18 protein-coding genes are annotated in these 17,024 nt (G+C 68.9%); 7 read left to right on the forward strand and 11 right to left on the reverse strand.

From position 1 onward, the window contains the following. Positions 1 to 204 precede the first annotated feature (204 nt). The 5 genes from ACZ3IC_RS29500 to ACZ3IC_RS29520 form a co-directional block, all read right to left on the reverse strand. Positions 205 to 1,110, reverse strand: a complete 906-nt coding sequence (locus tag ACZ3IC_RS29500) for an oxidoreductase (RefSeq protein ID WP_467421066.1) — start codon at positions 1,108 to 1,110, stop codon at positions 205 to 207. 200 nt (positions 1,111 to 1,310) lie between these two features. Further along, positions 1,311 to 1,751, reverse strand: a complete 441-nt coding sequence (locus ACZ3IC_RS29505) for a VOC family protein (protein WP_467421068.1) — start codon at positions 1,749 to 1,751, stop codon at positions 1,311 to 1,313. 319 nt (positions 1,752 to 2,070) lie between these two features. Next, entirely contained in the window at positions 2,071 to 2,802 is a 732-nt protein-coding gene (locus ACZ3IC_RS29510) for a dienelactone hydrolase family protein (RefSeq protein WP_467421069.1), read from the reverse strand. Positions 2,803 to 3,213: 411 nt separating this feature from the next. Then, on the reverse strand, positions 3,214 to 3,735 hold the full coding sequence (locus tag ACZ3IC_RS29515; protein WP_467421071.1) for a P-loop nucleotide/nucleoside kinase family protein: 522 nt from the start codon (positions 3,733 to 3,735) through the stop codon (positions 3,214 to 3,216). 366 nt (positions 3,736 to 4,101) lie between these two features. Then, entirely contained in the window at positions 4,102 to 5,007 is a 906-nt protein-coding gene (locus ACZ3IC_RS29520) for an aminoglycoside phosphotransferase family protein (RefSeq protein WP_467421101.1), read from the reverse strand. Positions 5,008 to 5,375: 368 nt separating this feature from the next. On the opposite strand from ACZ3IC_RS29520, the gene ACZ3IC_RS29525 reads away from it, so the two are divergent. From ACZ3IC_RS29525 to ACZ3IC_RS29535, 3 genes are all read left to right on the forward strand, one after another. After that, the gene (locus ACZ3IC_RS29525; protein WP_467421073.1) at positions 5,376 to 5,933 is read left to right on the forward strand and encodes a helix-turn-helix domain-containing protein; all 558 of its coding nucleotides are present in this window, start codon (positions 5,376 to 5,378) and stop codon (positions 5,931 to 5,933) included. Between the two features lie 27 nt (positions 5,934 to 5,960). Continuing rightward, on the forward strand, positions 5,961 to 6,593 hold the full coding sequence (locus ACZ3IC_RS29530; protein ID WP_467421075.1) for a hypothetical protein: 633 nt from the start codon (positions 5,961 to 5,963) through the stop codon (positions 6,591 to 6,593). A 148-nt stretch (positions 6,594 to 6,741) separates the two neighbouring features. Continuing rightward, positions 6,742 to 7,077 carry a DUF2516 family protein gene (locus ACZ3IC_RS29535; RefSeq protein WP_467421076.1) on the forward strand — a complete coding sequence of 112 codons (336 nt, stop codon included), beginning with the start codon at positions 6,742 to 6,744 and terminating at the stop codon, positions 7,075 to 7,077. On the opposite strand, the gene ACZ3IC_RS29540 is transcribed toward ACZ3IC_RS29535, so the two are convergent. The 3 genes from ACZ3IC_RS29540 to ACZ3IC_RS29550 all read right to left on the reverse strand — a co-directional run bounded on the left by ACZ3IC_RS29540 (position 7,059) and on the right by ACZ3IC_RS29550 (position 11,024). Continuing rightward, positions 7,059 to 8,525 carry a PP2C family protein-serine/threonine phosphatase gene (locus ACZ3IC_RS29540; RefSeq protein WP_467421077.1) on the reverse strand — a complete coding sequence of 489 codons (1,467 nt, stop codon included), beginning with the start codon at positions 8,523 to 8,525 and terminating at the stop codon, positions 7,059 to 7,061. The genes ACZ3IC_RS29535 and ACZ3IC_RS29540 overlap by 19 nt on opposite strands. A gap of 388 nt (positions 8,526 to 8,913) precedes the next feature. Further along, complete coding sequence (locus ACZ3IC_RS29545) at positions 8,914 to 10,014, reverse strand: C40 family peptidase (protein ID WP_467421103.1); 1,101 nt, start codon at positions 10,012 to 10,014, stop codon at positions 8,914 to 8,916. Positions 10,015 to 10,247: 233 nt separating this feature from the next. Further along, the gene (locus ACZ3IC_RS29550; RefSeq protein ID WP_467421078.1) at positions 10,248 to 11,024 is read right to left on the reverse strand and encodes a class I SAM-dependent methyltransferase; all 777 of its coding nucleotides are present in this window, start codon (positions 11,022 to 11,024) and stop codon (positions 10,248 to 10,250) included. 351 nt (positions 11,025 to 11,375) lie between these two features. On the opposite strand from ACZ3IC_RS29550, the gene mshA reads away from it, so the two are divergent. Together mshA and ACZ3IC_RS29560 are read left to right on the forward strand one after the other, a co-directional pair. Continuing rightward, a complete protein-coding gene (gene mshA / locus ACZ3IC_RS29555) occupies positions 11,376 to 12,716 on the forward strand; it encodes a D-inositol-3-phosphate glycosyltransferase (RefSeq protein WP_467421081.1) in 1,341 nt (446 codons plus the stop codon). After that, a complete protein-coding gene (locus ACZ3IC_RS29560) occupies positions 12,709 to 13,236 on the forward strand; it encodes a type III secretion system chaperone family protein (protein WP_467421083.1) in 528 nt (175 codons plus the stop codon). Before mshA ends, ACZ3IC_RS29560 begins: the two co-directional genes overlap by 8 nt. Before the next feature lie 94 nt (positions 13,237 to 13,330). Here ACZ3IC_RS29560 and ACZ3IC_RS29565 read toward each other — a convergent pair whose 3' ends face one another. Next, positions 13,331 to 14,353 carry a phosphotransferase family protein gene (locus tag ACZ3IC_RS29565; RefSeq protein ID WP_467421085.1) on the reverse strand — a complete coding sequence of 341 codons (1,023 nt, stop codon included), beginning with the start codon at positions 14,351 to 14,353 and terminating at the stop codon, positions 13,331 to 13,333. Between the two features lie 183 nt (positions 14,354 to 14,536). Between ACZ3IC_RS29565 and ACZ3IC_RS29570 the strand changes: the two genes are divergently transcribed. Further along, positions 14,537 to 15,316 (forward strand): hypothetical protein, encoded by a 780-nt coding sequence (locus ACZ3IC_RS29570; RefSeq protein ID WP_467421086.1) that lies wholly within the window; start codon positions 14,537 to 14,539, stop codon positions 15,314 to 15,316. 48 nt (positions 15,317 to 15,364) lie between these two features. On the opposite strand, the gene ACZ3IC_RS29575 is transcribed toward ACZ3IC_RS29570, so the two are convergent. Together ACZ3IC_RS29575 and ACZ3IC_RS29580 are read right to left on the reverse strand one after the other, a co-directional pair. Continuing rightward, positions 15,365 to 15,607, reverse strand: coding sequence for a hypothetical protein (locus ACZ3IC_RS29575; protein WP_467421088.1), 243 nt, complete (start codon positions 15,605 to 15,607; stop codon positions 15,365 to 15,367). Next, complete coding sequence (locus ACZ3IC_RS29580; protein ID WP_467421091.1) at positions 15,604 to 15,852, reverse strand: hypothetical protein; 249 nt, start codon at positions 15,850 to 15,852, stop codon at positions 15,604 to 15,606. Before ACZ3IC_RS29580 ends, ACZ3IC_RS29575 begins: the two co-directional genes overlap by 4 nt. An 887-nt stretch (positions 15,853 to 16,739) precedes the next feature. On the opposite strand from ACZ3IC_RS29580, the gene ACZ3IC_RS29585 reads away from it, so the two are divergent. Then, positions 16,740 to 16,928, forward strand: coding sequence for a hypothetical protein (locus ACZ3IC_RS29585; RefSeq protein ID WP_467421092.1), 189 nt, complete (start codon positions 16,740 to 16,742; stop codon positions 16,926 to 16,928). Positions 16,929 to 17,024: the final 96 nt, after the last annotated feature.

Here is a 17,024-nt window from a genome sequence, read left to right on the forward strand (position 1 = left end):
CCGTGCGGACCGGTCACTCGCTCACCCGCCGCTTCCAGCGCGGCACCGGCCGGGCGGACCCGGCGGTGTCGCTCAGGCATGGTCGAGCCCCCCATCAGGAGTCCCGCGTGGTGTTCGCCGCAGCCGCAGCCGCAGCCGCAGCCGCAGCAGGAGCAGGAGCAGGTGTAGCCGGGGCCGGGCCGGGCGCGCCCCTTCCTGATTCGGCTAATCGCGACGCCCGAGCAGCGCCATGTCCTCCTCATCGAGGGTCAGTCGACCGGCGGCCATGTTTTCCTCGAGGTGTGCGAGCGAGGCGGTGCCGGGGATCTGCACGATCGAGGGCGAGCGGGCCAGTCCCCATGCGATGGCGATCTGGAACGCCGTCGCACCGTGCCGTTCCGCGACCTTTCGGAGCTTCTCGCCGCCGAGCTCGGTGTGCCCGCCGCCGAGCGCGAAGAACGGCATGTACGCGATACCGGCGTCCGCGCACTCGTCGACGAGCGCGGCGTCCGCCTGGTCGAGCACACCGAACCGGTTCTGCACGGCGGCGACGGGCGCGATGGACCGGGCCTCCGCGAGCTGCTCGCGCGTCACGTTGCTGACTCCGAGCTGCCGGATCAGCCCTTCCTCACGCAGCGCGGCCAGCACGCCGAACCGCTCGCCGAGCGATTCGGCGACATTCGAACCCAGCCGCCCCACCCGAAGATGAACCAGGTCCAGGACATCGACCCCGAGGTCCTCCAAATTCCGCTCCACCTCCCCGCGCAGCTGATCGGGACGGGCCTCGGCATACATCTCACCGGTCTCGTCCCGCAGCGGGCCGACCTTGGTGGCGATGGTGACGTCCGCGGGATACGGGTACAAGGCCTCGCGCAGGAGGTCGTTGGCGCGATGGGTGTCGGAGAAGTAGAAGGCGGCGGTGTCGATGTGCCGCGCGCCGAGTTCGACGGCACGCCGCGCCACGGCCACAGCGGTCGCGGTGTCACCGGCGGGCCCGTTCCACCGCCCCGGCAGCTGCATCGCGCCGAAGCCGAGCCGCGGGATGGTGACGGCGCCGCCCAGCTCGAAGGTGCCGGTACCGGGGGCGGAAGTAGAGGAGTCCGAGGCCGAGTTGATCGGTGAGGAGGTCATGGGGGCAGCATGGCGGAAGGCGGACTGGATCACCACATTCATTCTCCGCCACGGCCACGGTGTTCTGAGACGGACCGTCCGACTGCCGTGGCGCAATGCCCCCGAACCAACCCTCGACCGGACGAGGAGCGGATGAGGGTGGGGGCCGAGAGACGGTTGCGGTGAACGCGGCGCTCCGCAGGGAGCAGCCTCGCACCCTGTCAGCCCTCAGGCCGGGCAGCGGCGACGCAGAACTCATTGCCCTCCGGGTCGGCCATCATTATGTGGTGCCCGTTGAACTCCTCCAGGGCGATACCGCCCGCCTTCACCAGCAGCTCGGACTTCGCCCTGATCCGTGCCCACCGCTCCTCGGGACTGCCGTGTCCTGGCACCCGGACATCGATATGGAGCCGGTTCTTTGCCGTCTTCGGCTCAGGGACCTTGAGGATGGAGAGCCGGGGCCCGATGCCGTCGGGATCGCAGAGCCATGCCACGTCGTCCACTGAGTCGTCCGCCGGCAGGTTGAAACTCGCGTGCCACTCCTCGCGGGTTTTGAAGGGAGCGGGTGGCGGCTCGTCGACATAGCCCAGCGCCGTTTTCCAGAAGCCGCCGAGGAGTTTCGCGTCCTTGCAGTCGAGGGTCAGACTGATCCTGGTTGCCATAACGGGACCGTACTGCGCACCTCTGACAGTCGCGGTTGAGCTGAAGGAGCGGCCGGGCCCGAATCGCCGCTGCCTTGGCAGCCCGTTCGATGAGCGGCTCAAAGCCGCCCGCTCCAACCTCCGCTTCCAGGACCGACGCGTCGCCGACCTCGAAGCCCGCCTCACCGAGCCGGAACCGCCGGCCTGATCACATCTCGCTGGCATCTCATGGCCCGTCCACCGTCGCGGTAAACGGGCCATGAGATGCCAGCGAGCCCCCCCCGACGCGCTGACCGAGATCCGATCCCGGTCAGCGCGTCGCGGACTGCAGGAAGCGGTATCAGCCGAGGTGACGGGCGAAGAACCGGAGCGTGCTGTCCAGCTCGAATGCAGGGATCTCCCCGTGCTTGCCGGGGTTGGCATGCAGCGTCTTCTCAGCTGAGGCCAGGGCGTCGAACAGTGCCAAGCTCTGGGTCCGCGGCACCCGCTCGTCGTCCCACTGCACCAGGAACTCCACCGGGACGGTGATCTGAGCGGCGGCCTCGGCCGATGCCAGCGCTCCGCCCAAGCCCAGCACCGCCGCGCGGACCCGGGGTTCGGCGGCAACGAACGGAACGCCGAGTCCGCAACCCAACGACACACCCCAATAGCCCACCGGACCAGTGCCGACGTGGTCGAGTTCCTGGACCGCGTCCAGGACCGCCCGCCATTCCGGGACAGTCTGGCGAGCTACGAGCGCTTGGAAACCAGCGATCAGCGGAGCCAGCTCTTCTCCGGCGTCCACGCGAGCCCGGTTCTCGGTCGCGATCCGGTCGTACTCCTCATCCTTCGGCCGGTCGCCATGACCCGGCACATCGACCGCCGCCACCGCAAAACCACACTCGGCCACGAAGCGGCGCGCACGGACCGCGATGCCAGGAGCCTTCTTGTGCTGGCCGCCGCCGTGTCCCATCAGGATCAGAGGACGAGTCCCGGCGGCACCTTCCGGCGTCCACAACGCACCGGGAATCTCGCCGAGAGTAAAGAGCTGTTCGCAGACGCCGTCAGACGACGCCTCAGAGATGAAGCGCATAGCGTTTCAAGCCTTTCGGGATACCTTCTGCGGGCACTCCCTAGGTCATGCAAGGGAGGGAGCCCCGACCTGTCACAGCGTTGATCGGTCTCACCTCCTCAGTTCGCAGCAGCGCACGGCGGCGCCGAATATATCGCAAAGGGCTTCCGCGTCTGCACGAGGCCATCGACAGAGCGAACGCTGCCTGCTGCGGCACGAGTTACCGCAACCACCCCCCCCGAATCGCACAAGTGGCACACCCTGCGCTGGTGGGGACTGCCGTCCGAAGGCGACGTCCCCGCCTTCGGGGACGCCCGTGTCGAAGAACTCCTCACACGAGTGCGCCAGGCCGGGCTGAAACCGCGCTCTGACAGTGATCTTCTCCCGGTCCTTTTCGAGGAGATCGGAGCCGTCGATCGTGGCGGGTGTACCTCAGCTCTTGACGGCCTCTGCGATCTGTAGGGCGGCCTGGGCGGGCGTGAGGTGCGTGGTGTCGACGACCTCGGCCGCGTCGTGCAGCCAGGTGCGGGCCGCCTCGGCGTAGGGCTCGAGGTATTCGAGACGGAATGGAGAGGGGCCCATAAGAGTGTCCCCCTCGATGCGCCCGCGGAGGGTTTCCTGGTCAGCGTGGAGGACGAAGTGTCGTACCGGGATGGCATGTTGGGCGAGGCCCGTGCTGATTTCGCGCCAGTACTGCTCGACCAGAACAGTCATGGGGATCACCAGAGTGCCGCCGGTGTAGTCGAGTACGTGGCGGGCGGTCTCGACGACGAGCGGCCGCCACGGAGGCCAGTGCTGGAAGTTGCCCGTCCAGGGCAGCCCCGGCGTGATGTCCATGAGTGTCTCGCCGACCTTCTCGGCGTCGAACACTCGTGAATCCGGGATCAGCTGCTGCACGAGTGCACTGGTCGTCGTCTTGCCTGCGCCATGGGTGCCGTTGAGCCACACGATCATGGGCCCGACGCTAGCGCTGTGCGGGCCGTGGGAACAGGCACAGCAGAAATTCGGTACGGCTTCGGCGTTTCTCAGAGTGGTGTCAACCACCAAGATCAGGCGTCACCTGTCCTGTCACGCAGAGGCCGGGCGCCTGACTCGTGTATGGCCCTTGGCCGACCCGGCAGTCACCCGACCGACCCTAGTGCGCACCATGGGCCAGGGCAACTGTGCTTTGCGTCCCGCAGTGACGGTTGGGATGCGGTCAGTGTCATGCAGCTCGATCAAGCGTCATCTATCTGGAAAAGTCACATCGACGACGGTCGTTCCTCTGCGTGCCATGGAACCTGCGCCGTTTTGCCCTTCCTCCTGTGCCGGGGAGGCCACTCAACGCGTAGCGGCGTCGGCGAGGATTGCCTGAAGGCGTGCCTGGCATTCGGCGACGAAGGTGGGGAAGGTGTCCCAGTAGTAGGAGATACCGCTGACGCCCACCGCGACCGCCCAGGCGCGGGCGCGGGTCCAGGCCAGATCGTTGAGGTTCAGGGTGTCCCAGTAGGCATGTCGGGCTTGTGGTGGAAGGTCCCAGACTGTGGAGTGCTCGGCGTCGGGAAAGCCGACCGAGAGTCCGCCGAAGTCGATGACTGCGTGGAGCTTGCCGTCCCGGACCAAGAGGTTGGTCGGCTTGAGGTCGCCGTGGAGCCACACCTGAGGCCCCGAGGGCTCGGGTAGTGCGAGCGCGGCTCGCCACAACTGTTCCAGAGTGTCAACGTCGAGCTCAGAACCCGCCGTGGTTCGACAGTCGTCGAGACACCCAGTGATCCACTGGTCGCACGGCTTCAGACTGCCTCCGCGGTACCAGCTGAGCCCGTCCGTGCGGGTCGCTCCCATGAGGTCGATGCCGTGGAGCTCCCTCACGACCGCCGCCAGATCGGCTCCGAAAGCAGCCCAGTCCCGGACGGTGTCCGGGCCGGCTTCGTCACCGTAAATCCAGCGGTAGACCGACCAGACCAGTGGGAAGGCGTCGGTGGGCGTCCCGGCGTGGATGGGCTCGGGAATCGGGCAGGAAAGGAGGGGCGCCAGACGAGGAAGCCATTCCTGCTCCTTTCTCACGGACTGTCCCTTGTCGGCGGTTCGTGGAAGTCGCACGAGCAGGTCATTGCCCAGCCGATACATGGTGTTGTCCGTGCCGGCGCCCGCAGCCGACAGCGATAAGTCAGACCACTCTGGGCGCTGCGCCTTCAACAGTGACCGGACCAGCGTCTCGTCGACCGGGATCTCATCCTCGTGAAGCATCACGTTGGAAGTCTCACCTCTGGATGGAACGGGAAGCCAGTGACTTTCGTCAGCCCTGGTCTTGATCCTCGAAGATCTCAGGCTGATGACGCCGAAAGCCGCTGCCGCTGGGGCAGGTTCGCTGAGACATCCACCCGAACGAGGCAGGTTCGCTGAAACGTGAACGCGCCTGACCGGGAGGCCGAGCAGGCCACAGAGCGGATTCAGTGAGATTGCGGCTCAGAGGCGTCTAGCTTCAGCGGCATCGGAGCAACCGGCGTGAGACGGGGCAACTATCGTGCTTCGGCTCACGGGGCCATGTGAGTGGTGTGACGTACTTTTGCAAGCGACTGCTTGCAAAAGTTAGCAAGGGGGCGCACCATCGAGGTATGGCATCACTCAACGTCGGCAATCTTGGTGAGTACCTGCGCGAGCAGCGGCGCAATGCGCAGCTGTCGCTGCGGCAGCTCGCCGATGCCGCCGGGGTGTCCAATCCCTACCTCAGCCAGATCGAGCGCGGGCTGCGCAAGCCGAGCGCCGAGGTGTTGCAGCAGGTTGCCAAGGCGCTGCGGATCTCCGCCGAGACCCTTTACGTACGGGCCGGGATTCTGGATGAGCGGGAGCGGGAGGAGCTGGAGACGCGGGCGGTGATTCTGGCCGATCCGTCCATAAACGAGCGGCAGAAGAGTGTTCTGCTGCAGATCTACGACTCCTTCCGTAAGGAGAACGGGTTCGAGCCCGGACCGGAATCCGGCGCCGAATCCGGATCGGAGACGGGCGGCGAGTCCGGATCGGAGACGGGCGGCGAGTCCGGAGCGGGCGCCGGTGCGGACGGCCGCTCCGGCCCCGACGTCTCCCGCACGGCCGACGGCCGCGATGCCGTCTCCCGCACAGCCGACGGTGGCGATGCCGACACGGCTTCAAAGCCTTCAAAACCCTCACACTGAGTCTGATGATCCGGGAGGACCACAGTCATGGCCATCACCGATGACCTGCGTAAGACCCTCACCGACCCGACCCCCCTCTACTTCGCCGCCGGTACGGCCGATCTCGCCGTCGAGCAGGCGCGCAAGGTCCCGGCGCTGATCGAGCAGCTGCGTGCCGAGGCGCCGGAGCGTATCGAGGCTGTGCGCAACACCGACCCCAGGGCCGTGCAGGAGAAGGTGACCTCGCAGGCCAAGGAGGCGCAGGCCACCGTGCACGCCAAGGTCACCGAGGTGATCGGATCGTTCGACAGCGATCTGCGGAAGCTGGGCGAGAGCGCCCAGGACCTGGCGCTGCGGAGTCTGGGCGTGGCCGCGGAGTACGCGGTGCGGGCCCGGGAGACGTACGAGAAGGTCGCCGAGCGCGGCGAGCAGACCGTGAAGCACTGGCGCGGCGAGACGGCCGACGAGATCGTCGAGATCGCCGTCGTCGTCGAGCCGCGCAAGGAGTCCAAGCCGGCCGGCACCGCGAAGACGCAGCCTGCCGCCAAGCCGGGGCCCGCCAAGGCCGCGCCCGCTCCGAAGACCGTCAAGCCGGAGAGCAGGGCTTCGGCCGCGCCCGCCAAGAAGGCGCCCGCGCGCAAGCCCGCCGCGAAGAAGACCACTCCGCCGACCGCGAAGTAGGGTCTCGGCGCCACAGCCCCGATCAGGGCGCTGTGGCGCCGATGCGTGTACCGGGGTGTGGGGCGGGCACCATTTTTGGGGGTGCCCGGCGCGTTGTCCCGGTACCTTGGCCGCGAGGCGCTTATCCACTCTTTAGGCGGTGCACACCATGTTGCTCACAGGATTCAGCACACTCGTCTGGCTGCTTTACATGGTCATGCTCGTCCTGGCCGTGGTCGCACTGTTCATGGCCGCGACGGCCCGTGAGGACGCCTACCGTGCCGCGGACAAGCAGAAGAAGTCCTTCTGGCTGATCATCCTCGGCGTCACCGTTGCCGTGAATCTCTTCGTCCCGATGCTGTTCCTGCAGCTTGCGGGCGCGGTCGCGTCCATCGTCTTCCTGGTGGACGTACGGCCCGCGCTGAAGGCGGTCTCGGGTGGCGGCGGTCGGCGAGGCGGCTCCAGCAGCGACGGGCCGTACGGGCCCTACAACGGGGGGCGCTGAGCGTTCGCGGGTTTTGCGGCGCCTGCGGCGCTCGCGGCGTTTCCGGGGGCCGTGAGTGATACCGGTTCGGGGCGGGGGTGCGGGATGCTCCGGCCCCGGTCGCCGTTCGGGCCCCGTCGGCGGGTGTGTTCCTGGTCGCGGTCGAGCAGCAGGACCGCGACGTCGTCGGTCAGCTCGCCGCCGTTCAGCTCCCGCACCCGGGTGACCGCGGCCTCCAGGAGATCCTCGCCGGTGAGCCCCTCCGCCAGCTGGCGGTTGATCATCGCGACCATGCCGTCCTGGCCGAGCCGCTGGGTGCTGTTCGGCCCCACACGTCCCTCGATCAGTCCGTCCGTGTACATCATCAGGCTCCAGGAGCCGCCGAGATCCACCTGACGGCGCGGCCATGGGATACCCCCTGCTCGAAGAGCTTGGGGAAGGGCGTTGCGTGGCAGCAGGCCCAGGGCCGGGCCGCCGTCCTCGTGCGGGAGAAGGTGCGCGGCCCGTCCGTGCCGGGCGATCAGCGGGGCGGGGTGGCCCGCCAGGCACAGGCCGGCGTGGCGGCCGTCGGGGGCGATGTCGACGGTGCAGAGCGTCGCGAAGATCTCCTCGCTCTCCCGCTCGTGCTCAAGGACCTGCTGGAGCAGGGAGAGCAGTTCGTCCCCGCAGAGTCCGGCCAGGGTCAACGTCCGCCACGCTATGCGCAGTTCGACGCCGAGTGCCGCCTCGTCCGGGCCGTGCCCGCAGACGTCGCCGATCATCGCGTGGACGGTGCCGTCGGGCGTACGGACCGTGTCGTAGAAGTCCCCGCCGAGCAGCGCGCGGCTGCGGCCGGGGCGGTAGCGGGCCGCGAAGCGCAGATCGGAGCCTTCGAGCAGCGGGATGGGGAGCAGGCCGCGTTCGAGGCGGGCGTTCTCCTGGGCGCGCAGCCGGGACTCGGTGAGCTGGTGCTGGGCGACGTCGGCGCGCTTGCGTTCGACGGCGTAACGGATGGCGCGGCTGAGCAGCCGTCCGTCGAGTTCGCCGCGGAACAGGTAGTCCTGGGCGCCGACCCGTACCGCCTCGGCGGCCAGCTCGGCGTCGTCCTCCACCGTGAGGGCGAGGACGGCGTGGCGTGGGGCGATCCGCAGGACGTGCTTGAGGGTGGCGAGCCCATCGGCGCTCTCGGCCGGGGTGGAGCGGGCTGCGCCCGGGGTGGAGCGGACTTCGTTCGGGGTGGAGCGGGTCTCGCTGCCTGTGGGCAGGGCCAGGTCCAGCAGGATGCAGTCCACGTCGTCTGTGAGGAGCCGACCCGCCTCGGTCAGGTTGCGGGCGGTGCGGATACGGACCCGCGTGCCGACCGCCGCCGGAAGCTCGGGGACGGTGAAGGTGCCCGCCGGGTCGTCCTCGATCACCAGGAGGGTGAGGTCGGCGTCATAGGAGGTCTCCGCAGCTGGGGCGGCGCGCTGCTGCGGTGCGGGTACGGGCATCGGTTCGGGTTTCCTTCCCTCCCCCCGAGGGCGCGGCGATCGACGACCCGCCACACGGGGACCATAGCGGTCCGCGGTGGGGGAACGGAATGGCGTACGGAGATCGGCCGCTGTCATATGCACCGCCATAAACCGCTTCAGGTCACGGATCCGGCGAGATGCGCGGGGCTGGAGGCGGGTGCCGGGGCATGACAAAGGTCACGCGGTGCGGTGGGGGGCGGGTGGTGCGGGTCACTCCCGTGGGAATGCGGGGCGTTCTGCCGGGGTGCGGGTGGCGCGGGGGTGCCGTGCGGCGCCCCCCGGCGGGCGCTTTGTCCTCGATCTCCCCCATGGCCTCAAGGGCATGGGGGAGCCTCTCGACGGGCTTGTTTCGGCCGCGTGGGCGGCGTTACTTGTCCGGGCGGACCACTCCGAGGATCTGCATCGAGCCCGCACCCGCCAGCGTGACGTCCCGGCCGGGGCGGGGGGCGTGGACGATGGCGCCGTCGCCGATGTACATGCCCACATGGCTGGCGTCGCCGTGGTAGATGATCAGGTCGCCGGGGCGCATGTCCTTGATGGCGATGTGCGGCAGCAGCCGCCACTGCTCCTGCGAGGTGCGCGGGATCGGCCGGCCCGCCGCCGCCCAGGCCTGTGACGTCAGCCCGGAGCAGTCGTACGAACCGGGGCCCTCGGCCCCCCAGACGTACGGTTTGCCGATCTGCGCGGTCGCGAAGGCCACCGCCTTCTTGCCGCTCGCGCTCGCCTTGCGGTTGATGTCCTTCAGGGCGCCGGAGCTGAGCCAGGCCGTCTGCAGCTCGTACTCGGCCTCCTGCTCCAGTTTCAGCAGACGGGCGCGTTCCTTCTTCTCCAGCTGGGATTCCAGCTTCTTCGCCGCGGCGATCTGCGCGTTGATCTTCTTCTTGGCCTCGGCCTGCTTGAGGCGGTTGGCTTCGAGCTTGTCCCAGTTGGTGCTCGCGTCCTGGGTGTACGTCTCCAAGTCCTGCTGGGTCCTGGTCAGTTCGCCGAGGACGCCCTGGGCGGCCTGCTGGCTCTCCCTGACCCGGCTCACCCCGTCCAGGAACAGCTGCGGGTCGTCGCTGAGCATCAGCTGGGCGCCGGGCGGCAGCCCGCCCGTGCGGTACTGCTCGCGGGCCTGGGCGCCCGCCTGGTCCTTGAGCTCGGCGATCTTCGACTGGCCCTCGACGACGGCCCGGGCCAGCTTGACGATCTCGGCGGACTGCTTCTTGGCCCTCTCCTCGGCGAGGTTGTACGCATCGGTGGCCGCCCCGGCCTTGCGGTAGAGGGCGTCGATTTCCTTGCGTACCTCTTCGAGGCTCTTCTTCGGCTTCTTCGACCCGGAATCGGACCCGGAACCGGACCGGGTGTCGGGCTGCGTCATGGAGGGGGACGGGGGTTTCGGTGCGGCGAAAGCCTGGACCGGCGCGGTGAGTACGGTCAGCGCGCAGACCAGAGTGATCGCGGCTGCGGCACAGCGGCGTCGGGTCACGAGATCCCCCTCGGAATGAATCTGATTCACCGTCAGTAACTTGTCGCCGATGACGAGATCGTGCCATGCCGTACCGAAAAGCAACAGAGGCACACGCCTGCTGTCCTGACGGTCACACGGGTCGACCGACGTCCCCGGGATCACTCCCCATCGTCTGGACGAACGATGCCGCGTCGGCGTTCCCGTCCGCCTCCCCGGACGCGGGTCCGGCAGGCCGGTTCAGCAGTTTTGGGCTACCGGTTGGGCTGGAGGGCGGTCCATTTCACCGTGACTTCGCCCTGGCGCCACCGCCGTACCCCGTCCGCCAGCGGCCAGTCGCCCGACAGCGACCGCACCGCCGTGATCCAGCGCTGCCGGGCGCCCAGTGACGCATACGGGGCGGCAGTCGCCCACGCCCGGTCGAAGTCCCGCAGGAACGCGTGGACCGGTTCGCCCGGCACATTGCGGTGGATCAGCGCTTTGGGGAGGCGTTCCGCGAGGTCGGAGGGGCGGTCCAGGGAAGCGAGCCGGGCGGCGAACGTGACCGTGCGCGGGCCCTCGGGGCCGAGCGCCACCCATACGTGCCGACGCCCGATCTCGTCGCAGGTGCCCTCCACCAGCAGCCCGCCCGGCGCGAGGCGTGCGCACAGCCGTTGCCAGACCGCGGCGACCTGGCCCTCGTCGTACTGGCGCAGCACATTCGCCGCCCTGATGAGGTCGGGGCGTTCGGGGAGCGGGATCTCGAAGCCGCCGTGCAGGAAGGTGAGGCCCTCGCGTTCGTACGGCTTCGCCGCCGCGACTCGCTCCGGGGCGATCTCGATGCCGACTGCAGCCGTGCGCGGCTCGGCGGTGCGCAGGCGCTGCAGCAACTCGACGGCGGTCCAGGGGGCGGCGCCGTATCCGAGGTCGACGGCGACGGGGGAGTCGGCGCGGCGCAGGGCCGGGCCGTGGGTGGCGGCGATCCAGCGGTCCATGCGGCGGAGCCGGTTCGGGTTGGTGGTCCCGCGGGTCGCGGTGCCGATGGGGCGCATGGCAGCGAGCGTAACGACCTCTCGGGGGCGGGAGGCGGCGCGGGGTGTCCGGCCCGGGCTGGGGCGGTGGTGGCTGTGGGTGTCCGGACCGGACCGGTGCGGTGGTGGCTGTGGGTGTCCGGACCGGACCGGTGCGGTGGTGGCTGTGGGGTGTCCGGCCTGGACCGGTGCGGTGGTGGCTGTGGGGTGTCCGCGCTCCGGTCCCGACATGCGCCTCTGTCTCCGCCCTCGTCCCCGTCATCGTAATGATTTGGTAAAGCGGAAATGAAAGGAGAGATTCCGCTGTTGCAGCCCCTTGAAGGGGCTCGGGTCCTTTCGGTGTCGTGCGCTGAATGAGGAGGACCGGACGACGTGAGTCAGTACGTCTCCCGGCTTGGCAGCAGCCGTGTCGCGCCGCGTCTCAGGTTCCCCGGCGGCCACCGCAAGCCCCGCCGCATCGCGATGCTCTCCGTGCACACCTCTCCGCTGCATCAGCCAGGCACGGGTGACGCGGGCGGCATGAACGTCTACATCGTGGAGCTGGCCAAGCGCCTTGCCGCGATCAACGTCGAGGTCGAGATCTTCACCCGGTCCACCACCGGTGCGCTGCCCCCGGCGGTCGAGCTGGCGCCCGGTGTCCTGGTCCGGCATGTCGACGCGGGGCCGTACGAAGGGCTGGCCAAGGAGGAGCTGCCTGCCCAGCTCTGCGCCTTCACGCACGGCGTGATGCAGGCGTGGGCCGGCCAGCGCCCCGGCTACTACGACCTGGTCCACTCCCACTACTGGCTCTCCGGACATGTCGGCTGGCTCGCCGCCCAGCGCTGGGGCGTCCCGCTCGTCCACGCCATGCACACCATGGCGAAGGTCAAGAACGCGGCGCTCGCGGAGGGCGACACCCCCGAGCCCGCCGCCCGCGTCATCGGTGAGACCCAGATCGTCAGCGCCGCCGACCGGCTGATAGCGAACACCGCCGAGGAGGCGGACGAGCTCGTCCGCTTCTACGAGGCCGATCCCGCGTCCGTCGCCGTCGTCCACCCCGGGGTCAACCTGGACCGCTTCCGCCCCGCCGACGGGCGCGCCGCGGCCCGCGCGCGCCTCGGACTGCCCAAGGACGCCCTGATTCCGCTCTTCGCGGGACGCATCCAGCCGCTGAAGGCCCCGGACGTGCTGCTGCAGGCCGTCGCCGTCCTGCTGGACCGCGACCCCTCGCTGCGCGCCCGAATGGTCGTACCGGTCGTCGGCGGTCCGAGCGGCAGCGGGCTCGCCAAGCCGGAGGGGCTGCAGAAGCTGGCGGCGCGGCTGGGCATCGCCGATGTCGTACGGTTCCAGCCGCCGGTCGGGCAGGACCAGCTCGCCGACTGGTTCCGGGCCGCGTCCGTACTGGTCATGCCCTCGTACAGCGAGTCCTTCGGCCTGGTCGCCATCGAGGCCCAGGCGGCAGGCACCCCGGTCGTCGCGGCAGCCGTGGGCGGTCTTCCGGTGGCGGTACGGGACGGCATCAGCGGCTTCCTGATACCCGGGCACGACCCGCAGGCGTACGCACAGGCGCTGGAACGGTTCGTCGACGCACCGAAACTGGTCGCGCGGATGGGTGCTGCGGCGGCCGCGCACGCCCGGGGCTTCGGCTGGGACACCGCCGCGTCCGCGACCGCCGACGTGTACACGGCCGCGATGCACGCACACCGCCGTCGCGTACGCTCGCACCATGGCTGACGTACCCGATGAAGCGGTGACGACGCAGGTCGCGCAGGTCGCGCAGATCATCGAGGCGACCCTGAAGGACGCCGAGCTCGAATGGGAGAGCCCCGAACCCGGCAGCTACGTCGTCAAGCTGCCCGGCACGCGCAAGCTGTCCACCACCTGCTCGCTGCGCGTGGGCAAGCACTCGCTCTCCCTCAACGCCTTCGTCGTCCGCCACCCGGACGAGAACGACGCGGCGGTCCACCGCTGGCTGCTGGAGCGCAACCTCCGCCTCTTCGGCGTGAGTTACGCGATCGACCGGCTCGGCGACATCTATCTGGTCGGCAAGCTGCCGCTCTCCGTGGTCACCCCGCAGGAGCTGGACCGGCTGCTCGGCACGGTCCTCGAAGCGGCCGACGGCTCGTTCAACACCTTGCTGGAGCTGGGCTTCGCGAGCGCGATCCGCAAGGAGTACGAGTGGCGGGTGTCGCGCGGCGAGTCCACGCGAAACCTGGACGCTTTCACACATCTGACCCAACGCCCCGCCGGCTGACCTCCGGGTCGAATCTCGACCGGCCGGGCCGCCGAACCTCCACGCGGCGCAGCGAGCGCCGGCCGACTGACGATGCGGGTGCTGCGGACGATGGTCAGTCCCTTGCCTGCAGTGCCGACTCCACGTCCGCCAGAGCCGATTCGAGCTGCGGACCGACTTCCTTCCACACCCGGTCGCGATGCTCCTGGGGAACGTGGCGCGGAACGGTCTCCACCAGCATGATCAGGTAGAGGTAGCAGCGGTAGAGCGCGAGCCGCAGCCGCACGGACGCGTCGAACACCAACGGCTGCCCGCTCCCGCTCCCGTACCCGGCGAGGAAGTCCTCGTCCTCCTCCATGTTCGCGAACAGGGCGAGCGATACGAAGTCGGCGACCGGGTCGCCCCAGAACATCCGCTCACCGTCGATGATCCCGCCGATGGTGCGCGCGCCGGGCTCCCCGTCGACGAGCAGGTTGCCCTGCCACAGGTCGAAGTGGACCAGGGCGGGCCGGGCGACGTCGTCGAGTACGGGTGAGGCGGCGGCGATCAGTGCGCGGATACCGGCTGTAGGGCGCGGCAGCCGGGCGCGGTAGGTGTCCGCGTCGGCGAGTACGGCGTCCGTCATCGCCGTGAACGCCTGCCGCCAGGTCGGGGCCAACGGGCCCGACGCCCGGGCCGGATAGCCGAATCCGCCGGAACCCGTGACGGAGTGCAGCCGGGCGACGATCCGCCCCAGCTCGTTCCTGAGCCGGCGCTCCTCGGCGCCGGACATGGCTTCGTCGGGCGCGGCTTCGGTGAGGTCGTGCCAGGGCCGCCCTGGGCAGGCCGACATGATCACGTACGGGCCGGTCGGGGCGTCCGGATCGAGTTCGCTGTGCAGGACGCGGGGAACTGCCGTCGACGCGCCCGCGCAGGTGTAGAACTCGACCTCGTTGACCAGCAGATCGCGCTCGTAACTCATCAGGGTTCCGTCGATGGAGGGCGGCGGTATCTTCAGCACCCAGTCGCTGCCGTCGGTGAGAGTCACCCGGGTGACGGCGTTGAACGTGCCTCCGGCGAGGGGTGCGACTGCGGCGATCCGGTCCTCCGTCGCGCCAACGGACCGGAGAACTGCCGAGGTTGTGGCATCTGGCTGCATGGGGTGAATTGAGCCTTTGTGTCGGGATCCGATCCGGCTTGCGGCGACGAACAGCGCGTTCACAGGATGATCACAGCGTCGTCACGATCGGATCCCATGCCCTAGTTGATTGATCGTCAAACTAACTTTCGCTCATAGAGTGAGCAAAACCCGAAGAACCAGCTCAGAGAGACGGACCGGACCATGCGATCCACCGCCATACGCCGTACCGCTGTTGCCGCCACCGCGGTGTCCCTGGCCCTGCTCGCCACCGCCTGCGGTGGCGGCTCGGACTCCGGTTCCGGCGACAAGGGGGCCGACGCCAAGGGTAAGGAGTCCGCCGCGAAGCCGGCCGTCAAGGCGCTGTCCGCCGCCGAGCTGGAGAAGGTGGCGCTGGCCCAGGGCGACGTCAAGGGGCACAAGGTCTCCAAGGCTGCGGCCAAGGATGTGATCTCCGGCGACGACATCAAGGTCGAGAAGGAGGTCTGCGCCCCGTTCGCCAATGCGCTGATGGGGGCGCAGGTCGGTGAGCCCGCGGCGTTCACCAAGCGGACGGTCGTCAGCGAGCCCAAGAAGGGCGGCCAGGACGGCGCGGATGCCGAAGGCGCGCTCACGGCGGCTCTCGACATTACGACGACGCAGCTTGCCCTCGGCTCGTACGACGGCACGGGTGCGGAGGACTCGGTCGCCTCGCTGCGTACCGCGGCCACCGAGTGCGCCGGTGGCTTCGACTTCACGGCAGCCGGTGAGAAGCAGAAGGTCACCAAGATCACCGAGGAGCAGGTCAAGGGCGGGGAGGAGGCGGCCGCCTGGACGGTACAGCTGGAGCAGGGTGGCGAGAAGGCCCAGCTCAAGCTCGTGGCCATGCGTCAGGGCCCCTCGTTCGCCTCGTTCTCCTCGCTGAACTTTGCTGCGATGGGCGGGGGCGAGGACTTCGAGCTGCCGACCGCGGTGGTCGAGGCCCAGGCTGCGAAGCTGGCGTAAGGGGCCGGGCGCGGCTCGGCCCGAGGGGCCCCTCGGGTCGGTGATGGTTCAGGGCAGCGGGACGAGCCTCACCACGGTGACGATCAGGACGGACCCGGAGACGTAATAGAGCACGATCGCCCCGGCGACCGTCGCCTCGCGGCGGTCGCGCTCGCTCTTGACGGCCGACGACCCGTGCCCGTACGGGTCGAGGCCCAGGGTCCGCGCCATCTCGTCCCGGAAGACCGCGCCGTCGCGCATCTTGGCCAGGGTGTCGTCGGCCGGTGGGGCGTAGGAGATACGGAAACTCAAGCGACGGTCCGCCTCTCGGCCTCGTCCTGCGCCAGCCGGTCCAGGATCTTCTCGGCCTCCGGATCGGGTACGGCCTCCAGCATCCAGTGCCGCATGACCGCCTGGATCTCGCTCACACCGGCGTTGTTGATGGCTCGGTCGAACTCCTCACGTCTCTCCTCGGGCAGAGTGGCCCGGATGTCCGGAATGCTGTTGGGCACGTCGACTTCGGCACCGCCGACGAAGGTCTTCAGGGGCTCGCCCATGATTGCTCTCCCCGCTCTCCCCGCACGGCCCGCCCGATCGGCTCCGCTCGTGCACAGGCCGGTACTTGGGCCACCGTAGTGCCAGGAGCGACGACGGACGCGGAGCCCGCGCGATACGTTCGCCCCGTGACGGGAACATCATGGGACATATTGCTGATCGGTGGAGCCTCGGGCGTCGGCAAGAGCCGGGCGGCGGCCCAACTGACCGCTGAATCAGATGAGTCGAAGGGGTCGTGAGCTGCTGTCGGTTTGCTGAGCTGGAGTGCGTTGTGGTGAGCGGGAGTGAGTCCTGTCGGCGGGTTCGCGGGGCGGGAACGGTAGTTCTGGGGCCGAATGGGTGACCTTGGCGGCTGGTGCTCGCCCTGACCCATGAGGTCACCACTGGCAGAACGCGACGGTTGCGTCATCGTCTGACTTGTAGCGGGGCCATCGACGTCCCGTCGGGTCCGTTGCTTCCACCTCCCAGACATCGCTGGCCGACTGACCGCCCGATGCGGCGCCCTCAGGAGCGCCTAGCAGTGGCATGGCACCTCAGTCGAAGTCTCCGGGACACAACGCAAGAGGCCCGGACTCTCGTCCGCGCCTCTCAGCTCTGTGCACGCGGCAGGATTTGAACCTGCAACCCTCTGATCCGTAGGCGCGTGCAGCCCAGTCATGGGCCTTCGTCCGCTCGGGTTTCGTGGGCACGCCGGCCACCAAGGAGGTTGCCACCGTGCGCGGTTGTACACCCCTGTTGATGTCAGCTAGTGATGTCCGACGGGTCGCGTCACCGACCCCGCACCCGACAGCAATCCCACCCGAATGGCGCAACATGGCGTGCCACCCACATGGGTGAAGGTCAAGCTGATTAGTGCCCCAAATGAGGCAATCCGTGAAAGGGGAACCAAATGCGCATTCGACGAATCCTCGCCGCCGTCATCGCCACGGCAGCCCTCGCCGGACTCGGCCTCACAGGCGCCGCCACCGCCACCGCCGCCAGCCTCACCCCGGGTGAGTGCGAGCAGGGCGGCGGGACAGTCAATTGGGCGACCAACACCTGCAGGGGCGGTATGTTCGACGGGCAGATGGTCGACTAAACCTCGATCCGCCGACGTGGTCTGGAAGTGATCTTCTGACGGGCTTCTGAGCCGGTTTTGGGTCGACCGATGGGCATGGGCGTGCTGCATCCGCTG

The sequence above is a fragment of the Streptomyces sp. NPDC002958 genome, from assembly GCF_055563255.1.

Bases quoted from the DNA above. Each gene is read 5' to 3' on its own strand.
- ACZ3IC_RS29500 (WP_467421066.1), bottom strand. From the start codon at position 1,110: ATGACCTCCTCACCGATCAACTCGGCCTCGGACTCCTCTACTTCCGCC.
- ACZ3IC_RS29505 (WP_467421068.1), bottom strand. From the start codon at position 1,751: ATGGCAACCAGGATCAGTCTGACCCTCGACTGCAAGGACGCGAAACTC.
- ACZ3IC_RS29510 (WP_467421069.1), bottom strand. From the start codon at position 2,802: ATGCGCTTCATCTCTGAGGCGTCGTCTGACGGCGTCTGCGAACAGCTC.
- ACZ3IC_RS29515 (WP_467421071.1), bottom strand. From the start codon at position 3,735: ATGATCGTGTGGCTCAACGGCACCCATGGCGCAGGCAAGACGACGACC.
- ACZ3IC_RS29520 (WP_467421101.1), bottom strand. From the start codon at position 5,007: ATGCTTCACGAGGATGAGATCCCGGTCGACGAGACGCTGGTCCGGTCA.
- ACZ3IC_RS29525 (WP_467421073.1), top strand. From the start codon at position 5,376: ATGGCATCACTCAACGTCGGCAATCTTGGTGAGTACCTGCGCGAGCAG.
- ACZ3IC_RS29530 (WP_467421075.1), top strand. From the start codon at position 5,961: ATGGCCATCACCGATGACCTGCGTAAGACCCTCACCGACCCGACCCCC.
- ACZ3IC_RS29535 (WP_467421076.1), top strand. From the start codon at position 6,742: ATGTTGCTCACAGGATTCAGCACACTCGTCTGGCTGCTTTACATGGTC.
- ACZ3IC_RS29540 (WP_467421077.1), bottom strand. From the start codon at position 8,525: ATGCCCGTACCCGCACCGCAGCAGCGCGCCGCCCCAGCTGCGGAGACC.
- ACZ3IC_RS29550 (WP_467421078.1), bottom strand. From the start codon at position 11,024: ATGCGCCCCATCGGCACCGCGACCCGCGGGACCACCAACCCGAACCGG.
- ACZ3IC_RS29560 (WP_467421083.1), top strand. From the start codon at position 12,709: ATGGCTGACGTACCCGATGAAGCGGTGACGACGCAGGTCGCGCAGGTC.
- ACZ3IC_RS29565 (WP_467421085.1), bottom strand. From the start codon at position 14,353: ATGCAGCCAGATGCCACAACCTCGGCAGTTCTCCGGTCCGTTGGCGCG.
- ACZ3IC_RS29570 (WP_467421086.1), top strand. From the start codon at position 14,537: ATGCGATCCACCGCCATACGCCGTACCGCTGTTGCCGCCACCGCGGTG.
- ACZ3IC_RS29580 (WP_467421091.1), bottom strand. From the start codon at position 15,852: ATGGGCGAGCCCCTGAAGACCTTCGTCGGCGGTGCCGAAGTCGACGTG.
- ACZ3IC_RS29585 (WP_467421092.1), top strand. From the start codon at position 16,740: ATGCGCATTCGACGAATCCTCGCCGCCGTCATCGCCACGGCAGCCCTC.